This is a genomic window from Vibrio sp. Vb0888, assembly GCF_033338835.1.
Classification (GTDB): Bacteria; Pseudomonadota; Gammaproteobacteria; order Enterobacterales; family Vibrionaceae; genus Vibrio; species Vibrio alginolyticus.
In genome coordinates this window covers 1-1207 of record NZ_JAWOTL010000206.1, presented here as the reverse complement: position 1 = coordinate 1207, position 1207 = coordinate 1, and the positions used below count along the sequence as shown (strand labels likewise).

Annotated in this window: 2 protein-coding genes; both read right to left on the bottom strand. The window is 45.6% G+C overall.

Features of this window, described 5'->3' with window-relative positions; translation table 11 throughout:
- On the bottom strand, nucleotides 1-360 hold a 360-nt coding region (gene mreD / locus R7P72_RS25050; protein WP_318110966.1), incomplete at its 3' end, for a rod shape-determining protein MreD.
- The coding region (mreC, locus tag R7P72_RS25045; RefSeq protein ID WP_318110965.1) for a rod shape-determining protein MreC at nucleotides 350-1207 on the bottom strand (858 nt) is incomplete at its 5' end. The genes mreD and mreC, both read right to left, overlap by 11 nt.

The following is a 1207-nucleotide window of genomic DNA, read 5'->3' as shown; positions in this document are numbered from 1 at the left end:
ACAGAATATCAAAACTTCCAATAACGCAGTAAAAAAGGCAATTAAAATCGACTGTTGCCACAATGCCATGTTACGAATTAGCAAGAAATTCAGTGCCACCAAGTAGATGACAATGGACATCATCATGCCCCGAATTCCTAGCGTTGAACCAATGAGAATGTCCCACAATAAGCCCAACACTAACGCCGTGCCAACGTTCACTCGATGCGGCAATGCCAGCACCCAATAACACGTCACCAAAAATAGCCATGAAGGACGAAGTAGGTCCAATACTCCGGGCCAAGGAATGGTTTGCAGTACTAGCGCAACGAAGAAACTAACACCAATCACCATTCTGCTACGCAATACATTACTGGCCATTAGTTACCTCTTGTTCTTGCTCTAACCCGTCATTCGCGTTGGATTGCAGTACTTTGTGCTGACGATCTTCGTTTGGCCAGATCAACAGCAAGTATCGTAGACGATCAAACTCCACTACAGGTTCGGCTTTGATCGATGCAAACTCTTGACGAGTATCGTGATCCACATTCGTGACCGTCGCCACAGGGTAGCCTTCAGGGTAAATGCCTCCCAGACCGGATGTCACAAGTAAATCACCGACTTGAATATCTGTACTGGTTGGAATGTGTTCCAGTTGGATTTCATCCATTTCACCATTACCTGATGCAATTACTCGAATGTCATTACGAATGACCTGAACTGGAATGGCATTTTTTGCATCTGTCAGTAGCAATACGCGCGCATTGTGCGCCGCAACAAACGTAACCTGACCGACAATACCTTTTTCGTTAATAACGGGCTGACCAACGTACACACCGTCAATTTGGCCTTTATCAATCACCACTTGATGACGATAAGGTGAAGTATCCACCGCCATTACTTCGGTCACGACCTTCTTCTCATCACGAACAAAAGACGAGCCAAGCAACTTACGCAAGCGTTGGTTCTCTTCTTTATATTGGTCGAGCAAGATCAATTCGCTTTTTAGACGAAGCACTTCGCGCTTTAAGTTGCGATTGCCTTCTACTAATGCCTGACGAGTATTAAAACGTTCGAATACACCATCAAACATACTGCGAGGCATATTCGCTGCGTACTGAATTGGCGCAACCATACTGTTGAGTAGGTAGCGAACGTTGGAAAACGTATCTAGACGACTATCGGCCAGCATCAAGCTCGCCGACACGATGACAGCAAAAAACAGACG